This window comes from Microbacterium sp. NPDC055599 (assembly GCF_053618975.1).
This window is the reverse complement of record NZ_JBSHIM010000002.1, coordinates 236,767-255,194: the sequence shown is the minus strand read 5'-3', so window position 1 is coordinate 255,194 and position 18,428 is coordinate 236,767. Positions and strand designations below refer to the sequence as shown.

Genomic DNA, 18,428 nt, shown 5'->3' with positions numbered 1-18,428 from the left:
CCCGGCCGGCGGGACCCGGCCGGGGTATTCCGCTGCCGCCGGGTCAGTCCGCGACGGCGTTCGCGATCGCGTCCTCCAGATCGCCCCAGGCCGTCAGCTCGAGCATCTCGCCGTCGACGAAGAACGTGGGGGTGCTCGTGACGCCGAGTCGCTCGCCGTCACGCTTGTCCTGCTCCACCCGCGCGAGCGTGGCGGGGTCGGCGACGGCCTCGTCGTACGCCGCGAGATCGAGGCCCAGCTCCTGGGCGAACGCGCGGAACACCTCCGGGGTCTCCTCGGGCTGCTCGCCCCAGTTCGCCTGCGTCGCGAACAGGTGGTGGTACATGTCCTCGAAGCGGCCCTGCTGCGCGGCGGCCTCGGCGGCGAGGGCGGCCTGTGTCGAGTTGACGTGGCCGGGGAGCGGGAAGTAGCGCGCGACGTAGCGGATGTCGCCGTCGTACGTGTCGCGGAGCTCCTCGACGATCGGGTAGAAGGCGCCGCACGCCTCGCATTCGAAGTCGAGGAACTCGACGACCGTGACGGCGTCGGGACCGCCCTCGTCGAGCACGTGCGAATCGGTGCGGACGGTCGGCTGGCGCTGGCCCGCGTCGGGGTCGGGCTCGTCGGCGCGCTGGGTGATGGCCCAGACGATGGCGACGATCAGCAGGACGACGGCGACGGCGATGGCGATCAGGGTCGCCTTGACAGGGGTTCTCACGGGGTTCTCCAGACAGGGGTACGACGGATGGGGGTGCCGCGGGCGCGGCGCGGAGTCGTCGTACGGCTCAGGTCCGGGAGAGGGACAGTTGTGCGAGGGAGGGGGCGAGCCGGCGCGGGCGGGGCGTCGCGCGCAGCGGCGGGGTCGTGCGGGGTGTCCGGCCGAGCGGCGTGCCGGGTCCGCGGAGCATGCGGCGGCCGAGGAGCAGCACCAGGGTGAGGCAGCACAGCGCCGCCGCGGTGCAGGCGACCGCGGCCATTCCGGTCGAGTCCTCCGGGGCTGCGACGGCGACGGCGGCGGCGACGGGGGCGCCGTCCGCGGCCTCCGCCCCCGCGGCGGAGGTCCCGGCGGCGAGGCACAGGGTCGCGTGGCTGTCGCCGGGGCCGTGCGCGGTGGACCAGGCGCCGACGACGAGGAGGAGCGCGAGGCCGACGGCGGTGACGACCCTGGCGAGCAGGATCCGCTCGGCGCGCGCTCGCGGGCTCCGGGTGGTCGCGAGAGGCGGCATGACCCGCGCAGTCTAGCAACGGGGCCTTTGCCTCACCGGGGCCCCGCCCGCGCGGACACGCCTACACTGGAAGGGTGGCGAGACTACTCATCATCGGCGGCTTCCTCGCCGCCGTGTTCTGGGTGTTCAGCATCGTCGACTGCGCCGTGCAGCCGCCGACGCGGCACCGGGGTGTGCCCAAGGCCGCCTGGATCGCCATCGTCGTCCTGATCCCGGTCATCGGCGGCATCCTCTGGTTCGTGATCGGCCGTCGTCGCGCGAACGACCAGGGCGTGCAGCGCACGCTCGCCCCGGATGACGATCCGGCGTTCCTGCGCAGCATCAGCAAGGCGGAGCAGGACGCCCGGATCCGCCGTCTGGAGGAGGAGCTCGCCCGCCTGGACGAGGAGACCGACGAGCCGCCCACCGCGGATCCGCGCCCGTGACGTCGTCGCCCGCGACGGACGCCGCGGCGTCCCTGTTCGCCGAGCTCGTGGCGAACGGCGTGCGCGACGTGGTGCTGTCGCCGGGGTCGCGCTCGCAGGCCCTCGCACTCGCTGCCGCGCGACTGTCCGACGACGGGGTGCTGCGGCTGCACGTGCGCATCGATGAACGCGTCGCCGGTTTCACCGCCCTGGGCATCGCACGCGAGACGGGCGTGCCCGCCGCGGTCGTGTGCACGAGCGGGACGGCGGTCGCGAACCTCCTGCCCGCCACGATGGAGGCGTTTCACGCGGGGGTGCCGTTGCTGCTGCTCACGGCCGACCGTCCGCCGGAGCTGCGCGGTGTCGGCGCCAACCAGGCCACCGTCCAGCCGGGGCTGTTCGACCCGTGGGTGCGCGCCACGGTCGACGCCCCGGTGCCGGGCGACGGCGACTGGCGGGGTCTGGCGGCCGAGGCCGTCGCCGCGGCCGTGGGCGTCGCCGACACCGCAGCCGTCCCGGGCGTCGCCGGCCCCGTGCACCTGAACCTGCCGTCGCGCGAGCCGCTGTCCGGGGCGATGCCCCCGGTCGACGTGCGCGACGGCGCGGCACCGGTCGCCGCCGTGTCCGAGCCGGTCGTGCTGCCGCGCGGTCCGCGCACGGTCGTGCTCGCGGGCGCCGACGCGGGTGCCGCCGCGGAGGAGCTCGCCCACACGGCGGACTGGCCGCTGATCGCCGAGGTCGTGAGCGGCGCGCGGTTCGGGCGTCGCCTCGTGCACGGCTACCGTCGGCTGCTCTCCCGCGACGACCTCGGCGGCCGCATCGAGCGTGTCGTCGTGTTCGGCCATCCCACGCTGAGCCGTGAGGCCGCGCGGCTGCTGTCGCGCCACGACGTGGAGGTCGTGGCGGTGCGCCGCGGCGGGGAGGAGCTCGACCTCAACCACCGCACGCGCGCGGTCGCGGCGGTCACGGTGGCCCCGGGGGAGCCCGACCGCGAGTGGCTCGGGCAGTGGATGCGGGCGTCGGCTGCCGAGGCCGTCGACCTGAGCGAGCAGGCGCCCGACGCCGATGCCCTCGCGTCCACCGACCTCGCCGCCCGGCGCGACGCCGTCCGCGCGGAGCTCGACGCCGTCCGCCGCCCGCTCGACCGCGAGCGGCTGGTCGACGCGGTGTGGCGGGCCACGTGGCCGCACGACCGCCTCGTGTTCGGGTCGTCCCGGCTCGTGCGCGTGGCCGACGAGGTCCTGGCGGGCAAGAAGGTCCCGGTGCACGCCAACCGCGGGCTCGCGGGCATCGACGGCACGATCGCCACCGCCACCGGTATCGCGGTCGCGAGTCAGGCCGCCGGCGCCCCCGGGATCACGCGGGTGCTGCTGGGTGATCTCGCGTTCCTGCACGACGTCGGGGCGCTGCTGCTGCCGCCCGGAGAGCAGGAGCCGCGGCTGCAGGTGATCGTCGGCAACGACGGCGGCGGCACGATCTTCGACGGGCTCGAGGTGGCGTCGTCGGCGCCGTCCGCGCATCTCGACCGGGTCTTCTACACCCCGCATGGCGTGCGCCTGGAGCATCTCGCGCTGGCGTACGGGTGGGAGTATCAGCGCGTCACGACCCGGACGGCGCTGGATCAGGCCCTCACGTCCCCGCACGGCGGACGTCAGATCATCGAGGTGCCGCTGGCGCGGTGACTGGCAGGATGTGCGTATGAACGCGCACACCTGGACTCAGAACCTGCGGGTGGGGCCCGGCTTCCGCCTCGCCGATGTCGATCCGGACGCCACGCCGGGGTACGACCACGGCAAGTCGCGCGGGAGGGAGGACCTCGCCGCCGGGCTGGAGCGGTTGAACGACCTGCAGGAGCGTCTGTTCGCGCAGAGTCGGGTCGGCACGGCGCAGGACGCGGTGCTTCTGGTGCTGCAGGCGATGGACTCGGCGGGCAAGGGCGGCATCGTCCGGCACGTGGTCGGCGGTGTGGATCCGCAGGGCGTCGCGCTCGCCGCGTTCAAGGCCCCGACCGAGGAGGAGCGGCGGCACGACTTCCTGTGGCGCGTCGAGAAGCGCCTCCCGGAGCCCGGCTTCATCGGGGTGTTCGACCGTTCGCACTACGAGGACGTGCTGATCGGGCGGGTGCGGCAGCTCGCCGATGCCGCGGAGATCGAGCGCCGCTACGACGCGATCACCGCGTTCGAGGAGCGGGTCGCGGCCTCCGGCGTCCGCATCGTCAAGGTGATGCTGCACATCTCGCCCGAGGAGCAGAAGGCGCGACTCATGGAGCGGCTGGAGCGTCCGGACAAGCACTGGAAGTACAACCCGGGCGACGTGGACGAGCGGATGCTGTGGCCGCAGTACATGCAGGCCTACCAGACGGTGTTCGACCGCACCTCGACCGACGCGGCGCCGTGGTACGTGGTGTCGGCGAACGCCAAGTGGTACGCGCGGCTCGCGGTGCAGGAGCTGCTGCTCGCGGCGCTGCAGGACATCGACCCGCAGTGGCCCGTCGCCGACTTCGACGTGGAGGCGGAGAAGAGGCGGCTGGCCGCGAGCTGACCGGGGCTGTGGTCGTCAGGCCAGGGCGTCGACCAGGGGGCGGAACTTCACGCGGGTCTCCAGCAGTTCGCTCTCGGGATCGGATCCCGCCACGATCCCGGCGCCGGCGTAGGCGGTCACCGCGATCGCGCCTCCGGTCGCCGTGAACTGCGCGCACCGGAGCGCGATGGCCCACTCGCCGTTGCCGTCCGCGTCGACCCAGCCGACCGGTCCGGCGTAGCGCCCGCGGTCGAAGGGTTCCAGGTCGCGGATGGCGGAGACCGCCGCGGCCGTGGGCGTGCCGGCGACCGCCGCGGTCGGATGCAGCGCGCGCACGAGGTCGAGGGCCGATCTCCCCTCCTCGAGCTCGCCCTCCACATCGGTCGCGAGGTGGAACAGGTTCGGCAGCTTCAGGAGGAACGGCTGCTCGCTCGCGGCCAGCGCCCTGGTGTGCGGGCGGAGCTCCGTGAGCACGCTCTGCACCGCGTACTGGTGCTCGTCGAGGTCTTTGATGCTGGAGGCCAGGTGCGTCGACGCGGCCGTGTCGGCGTCGGCGTCGGCACCGCGGCCGATGGTGCCGGCGAGCACGCGCGCGGTGATGGTGCGGTCCTGCACGGTCACGAGGGTCTCCGGGCTCGCGCCGATGAGCCCGTCCACCGCGAACGCCCAGGTGTCGGGGTAGCCGGTCGCGAGGGCTCGCACGAGGCGCCGCAGATCGGACCCGGCGGGGACGGTGCCGCGCAGGTCGCGCGCGAGCACGACCTTGCTGAGCTCCCCGTCGGCGATGCGCTCGAGCGCGGCGCGGACCGCGTCCTGGTAGCCCTGGGGGCTCTGTGCGCCGGGGCCGACCGTACCGGCCCAGTGCGGACCGTACGGGCGGGTCTCGAGCGCTGTGGGTCGCGCGGTGTCCTCGGCCAGGCGGATCCGCGTCTCCCAGAACCGGTCGCCGTGGCGGCCGAGCACGCGGGAGGGGATCGTGAGCACGCTGTCGGCGGTGGACGACGGATCGAACGTGAAGGCGCCGAACGCCACGAGCCCGGTGCCCGGCAGCCCCAGGGGGTCGGTCACGTCGGCCTGGGCGGACAGCCCCCGCCAGAACGTCGCGAGGGCTTCGAGACGCGTCTGCCCCGGTTCGGCGGTCGGACGGATCTCGGCGAACGGCTCGCCGACCGCGACGATCCCGTCTCCACGGCGGAGCCAGGCGAGGGGGCGTGCGGGGTCGGCGTAGGCGAGGAGGTCTTCGACCGGGTCGATCTGTCGGGTCTCCACGACCAGGTGGGTGTGATGCACGTGTCCAGCCTAGGCCGCGGCGCCGGCGGCGATCCCGCGTCGTAGGGTGGGCGGATGAGCGACGCGCGCCCCGCACCCGGCACCGAGATGGTCTTCCAGTGGCGCAAGTGGGACGGGTCGCCGCACTGGCGGCACGAGTGCGTCTACCTGGGTGCCGATCACTGGGGCGACTGGGTCGGTCAGCCCGCCGGCTGGCACAGCGTCCGCCCGGGGGCGGAGTTCCACGCCGCGACGCCCAATGTGACGCTGGTCCCGCCGAGTCGCGACTTCGCCCTGACCGTGAACCGGCGGCACCCGCGCGGCCTGCGCATCTACATCGACCTCGGGTGGGAGGTGCAGTGGTCGGACGACCCGCTGCGTGCCGTCGGGATCGACATGGACCTCGACGTCGTGCGCGTGGAGGGGGAGCGCGGCACCTGGGTCGACGACCGCGACGAGTGGGCCGAGCACAGCGTCGTGTACGGGTATCCGGCCGACGTCATGACCCACCTGGAGGCGCTCGCGCTCGACCTGGAGGGGCGGGTGCGGGCGAGGGTCGCGCCGTTCGACGATGCCACCGCCGACGTCTGGCTCGACCGGCTGGAGGCGCTCGATCTCGCGCCTAGACTGAACGCGTGACCTCGAACGACAAGAACCGCGCCGACCTCGGCAAGGACCCCGCCCGCGTGAGCGGCATGTTCGACCAGGTCGCGGCGGGCTACGACCGCACGAACACCGCCATGACGTTCGGCAACGACGCCCTGTGGCGCGCCGCCACCACCCGGGCCGTGGCGCCGAAGCCGGGGGAGCGCATCCTCGACCTCGGGGCGGGCACGGCGTCGTCCTCGGCGTCCCTGGCCCGCAGCGGCGCGCAGGTCGTCGCGGCCGACTTCTCGCCGGGCATGCTCGCGGAGGGCCGACGTCGGCACGGAGCGATGCGCAACCTGTCCTTCGTGCAGGCCGATGCCACCGCCCTCCCGTTCGAGGACGGGGAGTTCGACGCGGTCACCATGTCGTACGCGCTGCGCAACGTGAACGACCCGAAGAAGGCCCTGCGCGAGCTCTACCGCGTGACCAAGCCCGGCGGGCGCTTGGTGATCAACGAGTTCTCGACGCCGCCGGGCAAGCTGTTCCGCGGGGCATACCGCTTCTACAACGCCCAGGTGCTCCCGCGGGTGGCCCGGGTGGCCGGGACGAACGGCGATGCGTACGACTATCTGAACGAGTCGATCCGCGAGTGGCCGGACCAGAAGCGGCTGTCCGCGTGGATCCGCGATGCCGGGTGGCAGGACGTCGCGTACCGCAACCTCTCGTTCGGCATCGTCGCCCTGCACCGCGCGCGCAAGCCCGCGTGAGCACGGCGCGAACCGCGGCATCCGACGCGGGTAGGCTGGGAGCGTGACTTCGAGCCCCCACCCCCCGGGTTCGCGACTGGCGAGCCGTCTCGGCTTCAGCGATCGCGTGTTCATCGGCCCCGCCGGACGCCGGGTGGCCCGCACGATCGAGGACGGGCTCGAGCTCGTGGAGACCGGGCTCGCCGATGACGTCCGCGTGGCCGATCCGCTGGCCGACGCTGCGAGCCGCTATCTGTACGAGGCCGGCGGCAAGCGCATCCGGCCCGTGCTCACGCTGCTCGCCGCGCAGCTGGGTGACGGCAACACCCCCGAGGTGATCGACGTCGCGAAGGCGCTGGAGATCACCCACCTCGGATCGCTGTATCACGACGACGTCATGGACGGCGCCGACCGCCGCCGCGGGGTGCCCGCTGCCCATGCGGTCTGGGGCAACAACATCGCCATCCTCACCGGCGACATCCTGTTCTCCCGGGCCAGCCAGCTCATGTCGCGGCTCGGCGAGCGGGCGATCCGTCTCCAGGCCGACACGTTCGAGCGCCTCGTCCTCGGACAGATGCACGAGACGCTCGGTCCGCAGCCCGATGACGACCCGATCGCGTTCTACATCCAGGTGCTGGCCGACAAGACCGGTTCGCTCATCGCCGCGGCGACGCAGGGGGGCGTGATCTTCTCGAACGCGCCGACCGAGTACGAGGAGCCGCTGCGGGTGTACGGCGAGAAGATCGGCGTCGCGTTCCAGCTGCTCGACGACGTGATCGACCTGTCGGCCAAGCCGGAGGAGACCGGCAAGGTGCCGGGCACCGACCTGCGCGCCGGCGTGCCGACCATGCCCTACCTGCTGCTCAAGGCGCAGAAGGATGCGACGGCCGAAGACCTGGCGGCCCGCATCGACGACGGCGTCGCGCTCATCGCGGACGGAGCCGACCCCGCGATCCTCGACGGCCCCCTGGACGAGCTGCGCGACCACCCGGTCACGCAGAAGACCCTCGAACTCGCGCATGCGTGGACCCAGGAGGCGATCGACGCCCTCCGGCCGTTGCCGCGCGGCACCGTGCGCGAGGCATTGACCCGATTCGCCGAGACCCTCGCCGAGCGCTCGAGCTGACGCGACCCGCGGCTTCGCGCCGCGTGACGGCGGCGACGGCATACGAAAGGACCTCCATGACCAAGCTCCGACTGGCCATCGTCGGCGCCGGCCCCGCCGGTATCTACGCCGCGGACATCCTGCTGAAGGCCGAGCGCAAGTTCGACGTCTCGATCGACCTGTTCGAGCAGCTGCCGGCCCCCTACGGGTTGGTGCGGTACGGGGTCGCCCCGGACCACCCGCGCATCAAGGGCATCATCACGGCCCTCCGCGATGTGCTCGACCGCGGCGACATCCGCCTGTTCGGCAACGTGCGCTTCGGCGAGGACATCACGCTGGACGACCTCAAGCGGCACTATCACGCGGTGATCTTCGCGACGGGCGCGATCCGCGACACCTCCCTCGACATCCCGGGCATCGATGCGGTCGGATCGTACGGCGCCGCCGACTACGTGAGCTGGTTCGACGGCCACCCCGACGTGCCGCGCGAGTGGCCTCTCGACGCGGAGTCGGTCGCGGTGCTCGGCAACGGCAACGTGGCGCTCGACGTGTCGCGCATGCTGGCCAAGCACGCGGAGGACCTGCTGGTGACCGAGGTCCCGGAGAACGTGTACGAGGGGCTGAAGGCGAGCGCTGTCACCGACGTGCACGTGTTCGGTCGCCGCGGTCCGGCCCAGGTCAAGTTCACCCCGTTGGAGCTGCGCGAGCTCGGGGAGCTGCGCGACGTCGACATGGTCGTGTACGACGAGGACTTCGACTACGACGAGGCGGCGCGCGACGCGATCGCCAGCAACAAGCAGGTCATGGTGATCGACCGCATCCTGCAGTCGTGGCGCAAGCGCGACTCCGTCAACAACGCGGGGGGAACGGCCTCGCGCCGCCTGCACCTGCACTTCTGGGCGAAGCCGGTCGAGGTGCGCAAAGACGACCAGGGCCGCGTCGCCGCCCTGGTGTACGAGCGCACGAAGCCCGACGGGCAGGGTGGCGCGATCGGCACGGGCGAGCTCCGTGAGGTCCCGGTGCAGGCGCTGTACCGCGCGATCGGCTACTTCGGCTCCCCGCTCCCCGGTGTTCCGTTCGACAAGAAGCACGGCGTGATCCCGAACCGCGAGGGTCAGGTGCTGGCGAAGGACTCCAACGAGCGCGTGCCCGGCGTCTATGCGACGGGATGGATCAAGCGCGGACCTGTCGGGCTCATCGGGCACACGAAGTCCGACGCCATGGAGACCGTGCGGCACGTCATCAACGACCAGGGCTCCTGGTGGCACCCGGAGGATCCGTCGGAGGAGGCCATCCCGGCGCTGCTGGCCGAGCGCGGCGTCGCGTGGACCGACCTCGACGGGTGGCACCGCCTCGACGAGCACGAGATCGCGTTGGGCGCCCCGCACGAGCGCGCCCGCGTGAAGGTCGTGCCGCGCGAGGAGATGGTGCGGGTGTCGCGGGGCGAGTGACCCGCCCGGATCGCCGCAGCGCGCCCGGGCCGGAGGAGCACTCCGCCCTAGGCTGAGGGCATGCGACACCGCCTCCTCCTGGCCCTCGCGGCCGTGACCGTGCTGCTCCTCTCCGGATGCGCGCCGGAGCCTGAGCCCACCGAGACGTCGACGCCGTCGGCCTCGGCATCGCCCACGCCGACGACGGATCCGATCGTCGCCCCGACGCCGGCGTTCGATGTGAGCTGCACCGACGTGGCCGCCGAGATGACCACCGCCACCGGTGAACCGGCCGGCGAGGTCGCGGAGGTGCTGGGGGTGTGGTCGGCGCCGAGCTGGTATCCGGGACCCGCACAGCACATGTTCCAGCGGGCGGGCGGCATCGCGTGCTCGTCCGGTACGAGCGAGCGCAACTGGGAGGTCTCGGTCGCACCGGGCGCGACGGCCCTGATCGAGGGCGCGGAGTCGCGCGGTGGCTACGCGGGTGAGGAGGCGCGCTGCGAGGTCGGCGGGTACTGCTTCTTCCAGGTCGTGGAGGGCGAGGTGCTGGTGTCCGGGGCGGTCGTCGATCCGGCGCTCGGCCCGGACGATGCGCCGGCGATCAAGGAGGGACTGCGTCGCATCGGCGCGGCCGCCGCGGCGTCGCTGCGTGAGGTCGTGGTGCCGGAGAGCGCGATCGCGGGCGTGGAGTGCTCGCGGTTCCTCACCGACGTCGAGTTCGGTGAGCAGCTCGGCACCGAGGTGCACGTGATCGACGGCTTCGGCGGGTGGTCCATCCCGGCCGAGGTGTACCAGACGGTCAACGGTTCCCGCATCTGCTACTACGCTTCGGGCGACGACGAATACAGCGCGCAGGGCTACCTGATGCTGACGACACTGCCCGGAGGGGCGTGGGCGTTCGAGCAGATCGAGGGCGAGAAGCCGGTGGAGGTCGCGGGCGCGGATGCCGCGCTCACGGGTGTGGACGAGCAGGGCCGCACGGTGCTCGACGTCCGCGTCGGGACGGATTGGCTGCGGCTGATCACCTTCCAGGGATCGGGCATCAGCGACCTCGCGCCGCTCGCGTCGACCATCGTGGAGAACTTCGGTGTCGGTCGCCCGGGCGGTCAGTAGCCCGGTGGGCTAGCCTGGCGGCGACGGGGGGAGACGCATGGCCGAGTGGATCCCGGATGTGCTGGGCGAGGAGTTCGAACAGCTGACGCTCGACCTCGGCGTCGATGACCAGGGACCCGTGGTCGCCACACTGGTGCGTGCGCTGCCCGCGCCGTCCGGCTGGTGGGATCGGGCCAGGGGCCGTCGGCGCCTGCTCGAGGGCGTGGACGTGCTCTACATCCACGGCTGGTCGGACTACTTCTTCCAGAAGCGGCTGGCGCGCTTCTGGACGGCTCGCGGTGCGCGCTTCTTCGCGCTGGACCTGCGCAAGTACGGACGCAGTCTGCGCGAGGGCCAGACCCCGGGGTACATCAGCGACCTGGCGACCTATGACGAGGACATCGCCGCCGCACTGACGGCGATGGGCCGAGGTGAGGGGGGAGAGGAGTCCGCACGGCGGCTGGTCCTCCTCGGTCACTCGACCGGCGGGCTCACGTTGAGCCTGTGGGCGTCCCGGCACCCGCACACCGCGGACGCCCTCATCCTCAACAGTCCGTGGTTGGAGTTCCAGTTCGCCCCCGTCCGCGCGGCGATCGCGCCGATGGTCGAGTTCCAGGCGCGGATCCGGCCGCTGGACGCGGCGCCCCAGGTCGACCTCGGCTACTACACCAGGGCCCAGCAGGAGGTGGCCGACCCCGACGACCCGATGGACGTGAACCTCGCCTGGCGTCCGGTGCAGACCATGGCGGTGTACGCCGGCTGGTTGAACGCGATCCTGTCGGGCCATCGGACGGTGGCGGCCGGGCTGTCGATCGAGGCACCGGTGTGCGTGCTGCTGTCGGCGCGTTTCGTCCCGCCGACGCGATGGTCGGACGACCTCACGTCGGCGGATTCGGTGCTCGTGGTCGATGACATCGCCCGTGCAGCGCTCCGGCTGGGCTCGACGGTGACCGTCGAGCGCATCGACGGAGCGCTGCACGACGTGTTCCTGTCGCGACACGCGGCCCGTGAGGACGCGTATCGACGCCTGGACCGCTGGGTGGTCGGCTGGAGGGCCGCTCAGACGTAGTACATCGCACGGGCCAGGCGTTCCGCCTCGTCCCCGTTGCCCCGCGTGACGGCGATCTCGAAGTCGTCGTACACCTGTCGCATGCGCTCACGGTCTCCGCGAGGGACCACCCACGCGCGCAGGTTACGGGCGAGGGCGACGTCGACGTCGGTGATCAGCATGCGGTGCTGGTGGTTGCCGCTGTGCTCCGCGAGATACGCGAACACGGCCCACCGCGCACTCGAGGTCGATGCCCCGTCGCGCAGCGTGCGGCGCACCTCTTCCATCAGGCGGACGACCCGCTGGCGCTCCGCCGGGCTGAGCCGTGGCACGGCCATCCGGGCGGCGATGCCCGCCTGGTACCCGGCGAACTCGAGCGACTGCGTCACGACGGCCGCCGTCACCGCGGTCACCTCGGTGTACCGACTCGGGTACATCGTCACGAGCCCGAGTCTCTCGAGTCGCTGCAGCGCCTCTCGGACCGGGGTCCGGGAGACGTGGAGCTCATCGGCCACGTCGACGTCGCGGATGCGCTCGCCCTCCCCCAGTTCGCCCTCGACGATGAGTCTTCCGATGTGGTGGAAGACCTCGTCGGCGAGGAGTTGCTTGCTTTCTCCGATGGTCTTCGTCTCGACGTGCCCCATGGACCAGCCCCCAGTTTCACTTCTTGTCACGGTTCCGCGGTCCCCCCGTGTGGCGGTGGGGCCGGCGACGCCGTGCCGATCTTTCTCACCTGCGGATCCGATGTTCGTGGGGGCGGGCAGCGGGCCGGTGAGCTGTTTCTTTCTTCCTTCACCGTGGTGCGGGCACTTCGGATCCGGTGACGCGAGCCCGCGGTGCCTGCACCCTCGTCCCCACGAGAGCACCTGCGAATCCCGGGCACCTCGTTCCGCGCGGGCGGCGTGCAACGAGGGCGTCCATGGCTCCGACGGATCGGGGCCGCTTCCAGTCTTGGTCAAGCACACCGATATCTCGATATGCGTTGACCGGGGAAAGTCGGAGCGCACGCGAAAGGGGACCCGGCGACGCCGGATCCCCTCTGTGCCGCGCGACCTAGCGGTAGTTGACGAACTGCAGGTCGATGTCGAGGTCGGAGCCCTTCAGGAGAGCGATCACGGCCTGGAGGTCGTCGCGGCTCTTCGACTGCACGCGCAGCTCGTCGCCCTGGATCTGGCTCTTCACGCCCTTGGGCCCCTCGTCGCGGATGATCTTGCCGATCTTCTTCGCGTTCTCCGACGAGATCCCGTCCTTGAGGCTCGAGACGATGCGGAACTCCTTGCCGCTCGCGAACGGCTCGCCCGAGTCCAGGCTCTTCAGGGAGATGCCCCGCTTGATGAGCTTCGACTGGAACACGTCGAGCACGGCCTTCGCGCGCTCCTCCGAGCTCGCCGTGATGAGGATCTGCTCCCCGCTCCACGCGATGGATGCCCCGGTGCCCTTGAAGTCGTAGCGCTGCTCGACCTCTTTCCGTGCCTGGTTCAGGGCGTTCTCGGCCTCCTGATGATCCACTTTCGAGACGATGTCAAAGGAACTGTCAGCCATACAGGCAGTGTATCGAGCAGCCCTCGTGACGACAGGCGTGGAAGCGTTTTCAGTCGGGTGCCGCCCCGCGTGCCCCATCACAGGTTGATATCGACGCTGCTCTCGATTGCGATCCCGCTCCTGATCGATGCATACTGTAAGCGCTTGCAGTCCTTGCAGGTTGAACAGCATTGAGAGAGGCACACACCAATGAAGGTGAACAAGAGGGGCGTGCTCGCCGCGGGCGCGATCGCCATCGTTTCGACTCTGACGCTCGCCGGCTGCTCCGCGGGGACCAGCGGCGGATCCTCCTCCGGCGGCGACGACAGCGGCTCGCTCACGGTCTGGGTCGACGCCGAACGTGTCGACGCCCTCCAGGGTGCGGCCGACGCCTATCAGGACAAGACCGGCGTCAAGGTCGAGCTGGTCGGCAAGTCCGTCGACGACATGAAGGACGACTTCATCCAGCAGGTGCCGACGGGCAAGGGCCCCGACATCGTGATGGGCGCCCACGACTGGCTCGGCGAGCTGTCGACCAATGGCGTCGTCGCCCCGATCGAGCTCGGTGACAGCTCCGAGGACTACCTCCCGGTGGCCCTCCAGGCTGCGACCTACGACGGAACGGTCTACATGCTGCCGTACGCGGTCGAGAACATCGCCGTCCTGCGCAACGCCGACCTCGTGCCCCAGCCGGCCACCAGCTTTGACGACATGGTCTCGAAGGGGAAGTTCGTCGTCGAGCAGGGCACCGAGGGCAACCCGTACCACCTGTACCCGTTCCAGACCGCGTTCGGCGCCCCCGTCTTCGGCACCGACGACAGCGGCAGCTACGACCCGAGCGACCTGCAGCTCGGCAGCGAGGGTGGCTTCGCCTTCGCCGACTGGCTGGGCGCTCAGGGTGCGGCCGGCACGCTCAACACCGACGTGGACGGCGAGATCGCGAAGCAGCAGTTCCTCGACGGCACGGCCGCGTTCTGGCTGACCGGCCCGTGGAACGTGGGTGCGGCCACCGACGCCGGCATCAACGTCGCGATCGACCCGATCCCGAGCCCCACCGGCCAGACCGCCTCCCCGTTCGCGGGCGTGAAGGGCTTCTTCGTGAGCGCCGAGTCGAAGAACAAGGTCGCGGCGAACGACTTCCTCGTCAACTACATCGGCACCGAGGACGTGCAGCTCGAGCTGTTCAAGGCGGGCAACGTGCTGCCCGCCCTCACCGCTGCGGCCGACTCCGCGGCGTCCGACCCGATCATCGCCGGATTCCAGGCCGTGGGTGCCGACGCCGTCCCGATGCCGGCCATCCCCGCGATGGGCGCAGTGTGGCAGTACTGGGGTGTGGCCGAGGCCGCCATCATCAACGGTGCGGACCCGAAGGCGACGTGGCAGAAGCTCGTCGACGACGTGACCGCCGCGATCAAGTAACCGCCGCAACGGCACAGACCCTGCCGGAGCGGGCCGCACCGCCCGCTCCGGCAGGATCATGACGAGGACGACATGACAGACACCGACGAGCGCATCGCGCCTCTGACCAAACGACAGCGCCAAGCCGCCGCCATCGCCGAAGCGGCGTCCCGACCGATCGGCTGGATGCTGCTGAAGATCCTGCTGCTGGCCATCGTCGACGCGATCGCGGTCTATGCGGCCTTCGTGCTCTTCGCGCACCGGGAGTGGCTGATCCTCGCGATCGTCGTCCTGGTGACGATCCTCGTCAACTACATCTACTTCTCGCGCCGGCGCGTCCCGGCGAAATACCTGACCCCCGGCATCATCTTCCTCGTCCTCTTCCAGGTGTTCACGCTGCTCTACACCGGGTACATCGGGTTCACGAACTACGGCACCGGCCACAACGGCACCAAGGAGCAGGCGATCTCCTCGCTCCTCGCCTCCGCGCAGGAGCGCGTCGAGGACTCGCCGACCTACCCCGTGACCGTGGTCGAGCAGTTCGGCACCTACGGCTTCCTGGTGACCGACCCCGAGACGGGCGATGCGCTGCTCGGCACGGCCGACGAGCCGCTGCACGAGGTCGACGCCGACTTCCAGGGCGGGCAGGCGGTCGCGGTCGACGGGTGGACCACCCTTCCGCTCGCGACGGTGTTCACGCTGTCCGACCAGCTGGAGCAGCTCTCGGTGCCGTTCAGCGACGACCCGAACGATGGGAGCCTCCGCGCGCCGGACGGGCAGAAGGGCTACCTGTACGTCTCGACGCTCGCGTACGACGCGACGGCCGACACCATCACCGACACGGACACGGGCACCGTGTACCGCGACACGGGGGAGGGTGCGTTCACCGCCGAGAACGGCGATCAGCTCCTTCCCGGCTGGCAGACGACGGTCGGCTTCGACAACTTCGTACGCGCGGTGACGGACTCCTCGATCCGGGGTCCGCTCATCTCGGTCACCGTGTGGACGTTCGTCTTCGCCCTGGTCTCGGTGGCCTCCACGTTCTTCCTCGGGCTGCTACTGGCGCTCGTGTTCAACAACACGCGGATGCGGTTCCGCAACGGCTACCGCATCATCCTGATCCTGCCGTACGCGTTCCCCGCGTTCCTCTCGGCGCTGGTGTGGGCCGGCATGATGAACGAGAGTTTCGGCTTCATCAACCAGGTGCTGTTCGGCGGTGCCGCGATCCCGTGGCTCACCGATCCCGTGCTGGCGAAGGTGTCGGTGCTCCTGGTGAACCTGTGGCTCGGGTTCCCGTACATGTTCCTGGTGTGCATGGGCGCGCTGCAGGGCATCCCGGAGGACGTGAACGAGGCGGCCGTCATGGACGGGGCGAACGCCTGGCAGATCTTCCGGCGCATCAAGCTCCCCCTGCTGCTGGTGACGGTGGCCCCGCTGCTGATCTCGTCGTTCGCGTTCAACTTCAACAACTTCAACCTGATCTACATGTTGACCAAGGGGGGTCCCCGGTTCAGCGACGTGTCGATCCCGGTCGGCCACACCGACATCCTCATCTCGATGGTCTACAAGGTCGCCTTCACCGGGCAGACCCGCGACTACGGACTCGCCTCGGCGTTCACGATCCTGATCTTCATCGTCGTCGCGACCATCTCGATCATCAGCTTCCGCAAGACCAAGGCCCTCGAGGAGCTGAACTGACATGAGCACGACCAGCCCCACCGCCGCCCGTCAGGCTCCGCGCCGCCGCTCGTTCCGCGCCTGGTTCGCCGACACCGGCTGGCGGCACCTCGTCGCGATCGTCGTGAGCGCGTTCGCGCTCTTCCCGCTGCTCTACGTGGTCTCGGCCTCGCTGAACCCTAAGGGCACGCTGACCGGTTCGAACCAGCTGTTCTCCGCCATCGGCATCGACAGCTACGTACGCATTCTGAGCGACCCCCAGAACCCCTACGGCACCTGGTTCCTGAACACCCTGCTCATCGCGGTGGTCACCGGCGCCGTGACCGTGTTCATCGGAGCCTGCGCCGCGTATGCCTTCTCGCGCATGCGTTTCGCCGGTCGCCGGGTCGGTCTCGTCACGATCGTCGTCGTGCAGATGTTCCCGCAGCTCCTCGCGGTCGTCGCGATCTTCCTGCTCATGTCGACCATCGGCGACTGGTTCCCGGCGATCGGGTTGAACACCCATACCGGGCTGATCCTGGTCTACCTCGGTGGAGCGCTCGGGGTGAACACGTATCTGATGTACGGCTTCTTCAACACGATCCCCAAGGAGATCGACGAGGCGGCGCGCATCGACGGTGCGGGTCACGCACGCATCTTCTTCACGATCATCCTGCGCCTCGTCGCGCCCATCCTGGCCGTGGTCGGGCTGCTGTCATTCATCGGCACGGTCAACGAGTACGTCATCGCGAGCGTCATGCTCGTCGACGTCGATCAGCAGACACTCGTGGTCGGGCTCACCAAGCTCGTCGCGAACCCGCGCTACGCGGACTGGTCGGCCTTCAGCGCCGGTGCGGTCATGGCCGCGATCCCGGTGATGATCCTGTTCCTGTTCCTGCAGAAGTACATCGTGGGCGGCCTCACCGCCGGTGCCACGAAGGGCTAAGCCGTCCGGTCGCCCGTCACCTCGGCGTTGCACCCCGGCGGTCGACGGGGCGCGACGTACCCTGGCGACATGGCACGGGTGGGTGGTCGCAGCATCGGGATGAGCTGGGTGGCCGGGGTGATCTGCACCGTGATCATCGGCGGCCTGCTCTGGCTGTCGTTGCCGATGATGCCGGTGCTGGCGCAGTTCTTCGGCGACGCTCTGCGTTCCGCCCTGCCCTGATCCGCGGTTCCCCCCTTCCGCAGGCACCGACCCGGCGACACGTCGGCACGCCTCCGTGAGGGCCTGGACACGCGGCGGTACCCTCGCAGAGCACACATCGATGAGAGGCGCACCCCCATGAGTGATCCCGAGGCTCGTCAGCCCGAGAAGCCGCGCGACGTCGACGACGTCGTCGGTAGCGCGAACGCCGGTCTCGATGCTGCCGCCGCAGCCCGAGCGGACGTCGCCGGCTCCGACGCGGAGGCCGAGGCGGAGCGCACGCCCGCCGACGCGAACCCGGAGCGCCAGCACCCGCCGGTCGACCCCGATCTCGCCGCGTTCGAGGCCGCCGAGCGCGACCACCCCGGCGCCTTCAGCTCGACCGCTCCCGCCGCGGGCGCGGTACCCGTCGCCGACCGTGCGGCCGTCGCCGAGCAGCGAGCGGATTCCGACCGGCTCGCCGACGACCGCGGTGCCGAGCGTCTTCCCGCCGACCGGCTCGCGGGCGACCGTCCGGATGACCGCGTCGCGGACGATCGTCGCGACGCCGATGCGACCGCGGCCTTCCCGACTCCCGGGGCGGCCTCCTGGTCGCCACGTCACGAGGAGTCGTCCATGGCGGACACGGCATACGCCCCGCACTCCGACGACGCCGACACACGCATCGTCCCGTCGGAGCCGTACGTCGGGACAGCCGGCGCCGCCGCAGCTCAGCCTCAGCCGATCTTCGTTCAGGCTCCGGAGCCGCCGCGCGACCGCGGAAACCGCGGAACGGCCGGGGCGATCGGCCTCCTGGCGACGGTCGCCTTCGCCATCCTCTACCTCGGCACCGCGGTCGGCCTGCGCGCCATCGCCGGAGACGTCACGGGCGAGAACATCGGCGAGGCCTTCCTGGCGCCGCTGCTCACGTGGGGCTACTGGACGCCCGTCGTCGTGTTCTTCCTGGGCTTCTGGCTCCTCGGCGCGATCATCAACCGCGGCCGCTGGGGCCTCTGGGTGGTGTTCGGCATCATCGTCGGGCTCATCGCGTACGCGGGGCACATCCTCGGACAGCTCTTCGAGGCGCCGTTCTGGAAGCTCACCGCTTCGCAGGGCCTGGAGCTCGCGGGGGAGCAGCTGCTCGCCCCGCTCGCCATCGCTGCATTCGTGTTCGCCAGGGAGCTGACCATCTGGTTCGGTGCCTGGGTGGCCCGCAGCGGCGCCCGCAAGACGGAGCTGAACGCCGAGGCGCAGCGCGAGTACGAGCGCACCCTCGAAGCCGGCCCGACGCTGGCGAGGTAGTCACGCACGCCACCACGC

The 18,428-nt window shown here is 70.8% G+C and carries 19 protein-coding genes; 14 read left to right on the top strand and 5 right to left on the bottom strand.

Annotated elements, in window-relative coordinates:
* Window positions 1–43: 43 nt before the first annotated feature.
* Together ACWGQ1_RS02870 and ACWGQ1_RS02865 are read right to left on the bottom strand one after the other, a co-directional pair.
* Window positions 44–697: a DsbA family protein gene (locus tag ACWGQ1_RS02870; protein ID WP_247637671.1), complete on the bottom strand. Its 654-nt coding sequence runs from the start codon at window positions 695–697 to the stop codon at window positions 44–46.
* 67 nt (window positions 698–764) lie between these two features.
* On the bottom strand, window positions 765–1,205 hold the full coding sequence (locus ACWGQ1_RS02865) for a hypothetical protein (RefSeq protein WP_452312292.1): 441 nt from the start codon (window positions 1,203–1,205) through the stop codon (window positions 765–767).
* 74 nt (window positions 1,206–1,279) lie between these two features.
* Between ACWGQ1_RS02865 and ACWGQ1_RS02860 the strand changes: the two genes are divergently transcribed.
* From ACWGQ1_RS02860 to ACWGQ1_RS02850, 3 genes are read left to right on the top strand one after another with little or no spacing between them, the layout of a single operon-like run.
* On the top strand, window positions 1,280–1,630 hold the full coding sequence (locus ACWGQ1_RS02860; RefSeq protein ID WP_136028489.1) for a PLD nuclease N-terminal domain-containing protein: 351 nt from the start codon (window positions 1,280–1,282) through the stop codon (window positions 1,628–1,630).
* A complete protein-coding gene (gene menD / locus ACWGQ1_RS02855; RefSeq protein ID WP_247637669.1) occupies window positions 1,627–3,291 on the top strand; it encodes a 2-succinyl-5-enolpyruvyl-6-hydroxy-3-cyclohexene-1-carboxylic-acid synthase in 1,665 nt (554 codons plus the stop codon). Before ACWGQ1_RS02860 ends, menD begins: the two co-directional genes overlap by 4 nt.
* A gap of 16 nt (window positions 3,292–3,307) precedes the next feature.
* Window positions 3,308–4,150, top strand: a complete 843-nt coding sequence (locus ACWGQ1_RS02850; protein ID WP_136028843.1) for a polyphosphate kinase 2 family protein — start codon at window positions 3,308–3,310, stop codon at window positions 4,148–4,150.
* A 15-nt stretch (window positions 4,151–4,165) separates the two neighbouring features.
* On the opposite strand, the gene ACWGQ1_RS02845 is transcribed toward ACWGQ1_RS02850, so the two are convergent.
* A complete protein-coding gene (locus tag ACWGQ1_RS02845) occupies window positions 4,166–5,419 on the bottom strand; it encodes an isochorismate synthase (protein ID WP_452312291.1) in 1,254 nt (417 codons plus the stop codon).
* Window positions 5,420–5,473: 54 nt separating this feature from the next.
* Here ACWGQ1_RS02845 and ACWGQ1_RS02840 point away from each other — a divergent pair, with 54 nt between their 5' ends.
* Genes ACWGQ1_RS02840 through ACWGQ1_RS02815 form a run of 6 tightly spaced genes read left to right on the top strand, consistent with a single transcriptional unit; the run spans window position 5,474 to window position 11,428 of the window.
* The gene (locus ACWGQ1_RS02840) at window positions 5,474–6,037 is read left to right on the top strand and encodes a DUF402 domain-containing protein (protein ID WP_136028847.1); all 564 of its coding nucleotides are present in this window, start codon (window positions 5,474–5,476) and stop codon (window positions 6,035–6,037) included.
* Entirely contained in the window at window positions 6,034–6,753 is a 720-nt protein-coding gene (locus ACWGQ1_RS02835) for a class I SAM-dependent methyltransferase (RefSeq protein ID WP_136028849.1), read from the top strand. The genes ACWGQ1_RS02840 and ACWGQ1_RS02835 overlap by 4 nt, the downstream gene beginning before the upstream one ends.
* Before the next feature lie 43 nt (window positions 6,754–6,796).
* Entirely contained in the window at window positions 6,797–7,858 is a 1,062-nt protein-coding gene (locus ACWGQ1_RS02830; protein ID WP_136028851.1) for a polyprenyl synthetase family protein, read from the top strand.
* Between the two features lie 56 nt (window positions 7,859–7,914).
* Entirely contained in the window at window positions 7,915–9,288 is a 1,374-nt protein-coding gene (locus ACWGQ1_RS02825) for an FAD-dependent oxidoreductase (protein WP_136028853.1), read from the top strand.
* A 60-nt stretch (window positions 9,289–9,348) separates the two neighbouring features.
* Complete coding sequence (locus ACWGQ1_RS02820) at window positions 9,349–10,380, top strand: hypothetical protein (RefSeq protein ID WP_452312290.1); 1,032 nt, start codon at window positions 9,349–9,351, stop codon at window positions 10,378–10,380.
* A 37-nt stretch (window positions 10,381–10,417) separates the two neighbouring features.
* Complete coding sequence (locus ACWGQ1_RS02815) at window positions 10,418–11,428, top strand: alpha/beta hydrolase (RefSeq protein WP_136035749.1); 1,011 nt, start codon at window positions 10,418–10,420, stop codon at window positions 11,426–11,428.
* On the opposite strand, the gene ACWGQ1_RS02810 is transcribed toward ACWGQ1_RS02815, so the two are convergent.
* Together ACWGQ1_RS02810 and ACWGQ1_RS02805 are read right to left on the bottom strand one after the other, a co-directional pair.
* A complete protein-coding gene (locus ACWGQ1_RS02810) occupies window positions 11,419–12,051 on the bottom strand; it encodes a GntR family transcriptional regulator (protein ID WP_136028859.1) in 633 nt (210 codons plus the stop codon). The two genes, ACWGQ1_RS02815 and ACWGQ1_RS02810, sit on opposite strands and share 10 nt — an antisense overlap.
* Before the next feature lie 409 nt (window positions 12,052–12,460).
* Complete coding sequence (locus tag ACWGQ1_RS02805) at window positions 12,461–12,949, bottom strand: YajQ family cyclic di-GMP-binding protein (RefSeq protein ID WP_136028861.1); 489 nt, start codon at window positions 12,947–12,949, stop codon at window positions 12,461–12,463.
* 189 nt (window positions 12,950–13,138) lie between these two features.
* Between ACWGQ1_RS02805 and ACWGQ1_RS02800 the strand changes: the two genes are divergently transcribed.
* The 5 genes from ACWGQ1_RS02800 to ACWGQ1_RS02780 all read left to right on the top strand — a co-directional run bounded on the left by ACWGQ1_RS02800 (window position 13,139) and on the right by ACWGQ1_RS02780 (window position 18,410).
* Entirely contained in the window at window positions 13,139–14,347 is a 1,209-nt protein-coding gene (locus ACWGQ1_RS02800) for a sugar ABC transporter substrate-binding protein (protein ID WP_136028863.1), read from the top strand.
* Window positions 14,348–14,419: 72 nt separating this feature from the next.
* Entirely contained in the window at window positions 14,420–16,024 is a 1,605-nt protein-coding gene (locus tag ACWGQ1_RS02795; RefSeq protein ID WP_447653166.1) for an ABC transporter permease subunit, read from the top strand.
* A gap of 1 nt (window position 16,025) precedes the next feature.
* Complete coding sequence (locus ACWGQ1_RS02790; protein WP_452312289.1) at window positions 16,026–16,928, top strand: ABC transporter permease subunit; 903 nt, start codon at window positions 16,026–16,028, stop codon at window positions 16,926–16,928.
* A gap of 69 nt (window positions 16,929–16,997) precedes the next feature.
* A complete protein-coding gene (locus tag ACWGQ1_RS02785) occupies window positions 16,998–17,150 on the top strand; it encodes a hypothetical protein (protein WP_168387200.1) in 153 nt (50 codons plus the stop codon).
* A gap of 117 nt (window positions 17,151–17,267) precedes the next feature.
* Window positions 17,268–18,410: an ABC transporter gene (locus ACWGQ1_RS02780; RefSeq protein WP_452312288.1), complete on the top strand. Its 1,143-nt coding sequence runs from the start codon at window positions 17,268–17,270 to the stop codon at window positions 18,408–18,410.
* Window positions 18,411–18,428 lie beyond the last annotated feature (18 nt).

Coding starts and splice junctions, on each gene's coding strand:
- ACWGQ1_RS02865 (WP_452312292.1), bottom strand. CDS start 1,205: ATGCCGCCTCTCGCGACCACCCGGAGCCCGCGAGCGCGCGCCGAGCGG.
- ACWGQ1_RS02850 (WP_136028843.1), top strand. CDS start 3,308: ATGAACGCGCACACCTGGACTCAGAACCTGCGGGTGGGGCCCGGCTTC.
- ACWGQ1_RS02840 (WP_136028847.1), top strand. CDS start 5,474: ATGAGCGACGCGCGCCCCGCACCCGGCACCGAGATGGTCTTCCAGTGG.
- ACWGQ1_RS02825 (WP_136028853.1), top strand. CDS start 7,915: ATGACCAAGCTCCGACTGGCCATCGTCGGCGCCGGCCCCGCCGGTATC.
- ACWGQ1_RS02820 (WP_452312290.1), top strand. CDS start 9,349: ATGCGACACCGCCTCCTCCTGGCCCTCGCGGCCGTGACCGTGCTGCTC.
- ACWGQ1_RS02815 (WP_136035749.1), top strand. CDS start 10,418: ATGGCCGAGTGGATCCCGGATGTGCTGGGCGAGGAGTTCGAACAGCTG.
- ACWGQ1_RS02810 (WP_136028859.1), bottom strand. CDS start 12,051: ATGGGGCACGTCGAGACGAAGACCATCGGAGAAAGCAAGCAACTCCTC.
- ACWGQ1_RS02805 (WP_136028861.1), bottom strand. CDS start 12,949: ATGGCTGACAGTTCCTTTGACATCGTCTCGAAAGTGGATCATCAGGAG.
- ACWGQ1_RS02800 (WP_136028863.1), top strand. CDS start 13,139: ATGAAGGTGAACAAGAGGGGCGTGCTCGCCGCGGGCGCGATCGCCATC.
- ACWGQ1_RS02795 (WP_447653166.1), top strand. CDS start 14,420: ATGACAGACACCGACGAGCGCATCGCGCCTCTGACCAAACGACAGCGC.
- ACWGQ1_RS02790 (WP_452312289.1), top strand. CDS start 16,026: ATGAGCACGACCAGCCCCACCGCCGCCCGTCAGGCTCCGCGCCGCCGC.
- ACWGQ1_RS02785 (WP_168387200.1), top strand. CDS start 16,998: ATGGCACGGGTGGGTGGTCGCAGCATCGGGATGAGCTGGGTGGCCGGG.
- ACWGQ1_RS02780 (WP_452312288.1), top strand. CDS start 17,268: ATGAGTGATCCCGAGGCTCGTCAGCCCGAGAAGCCGCGCGACGTCGAC.